The following is a 628-nucleotide window of genomic DNA, read 5'->3' on the forward strand; positions in this document are numbered from 1 at the left end:
CCTGAATTTTGCCATCGACCGGGTAGGTGATGTACTGCTCAACGGTATGGACGAAAGCGTCAACGACGCCATTCGCTACCTGGCGCGGCGGCAGGGTGTAGGTGTAAACCGGATCGAGGATCGCAAAGACCGGCTGGACGTGCTCGGACATAAAGGCGCGTTTGTCGCCGGTGGTTTTACGCGAGATAACCGCGCCTTTGTTTGACTCGGAACCGGTAGCTGGCAGCGTCAGCACCGAACCCATCGGGATAGCGCTGGCAACGTTGCCACCGTGAGTCTCAAGGATTTCCCACGGATCGATATTCGCGTCATAGTGCGCTGCCGCAGCGATAAATTTGGTACCGTCGAGTACCGAACCGCCGCCGACCGCCAGCAGGAAAGTGATGTTCTCTTCGCGGGCGATTTTCACTGCGTTCATCAGCGTTTCGTAAGACGGGTTTGGCTCAATGCCGCCGAACTCCAGCACCTCAAAGCCCGCCAGCGCGTTCAGCACCTGATCAAGCACGCCGGTTTTCTTCACGCTACCGCCGCCGTAAGTGACCAGCACGCGAGCGCCAGCAGGGATTTGCTCACGCAGATCGGCGATGGCGCCTTTGCCGAACAGAATGCGGGTTGGGGTATGTAAGTT

1 protein-coding gene is annotated in these 628 nt (G+C 58.4%); it reads right to left on the reverse strand.

What is annotated here, in order from left to right; all coding sequences use genetic code 11:
* Positions 1-628 (reverse strand): iron-containing alcohol dehydrogenase (locus AACX88_RS17520; RefSeq protein WP_339394133.1); only part of this gene is annotated, 628 nt, incomplete at both ends.

The sequence above is a fragment of the Brevibacterium metallidurans genome (assembly GCF_037101285.1).
Taxonomy (GTDB): domain Bacteria; phylum Actinomycetota; class Actinomycetes; order Actinomycetales; family Brevibacteriaceae; genus Brevibacterium; species Brevibacterium metallidurans.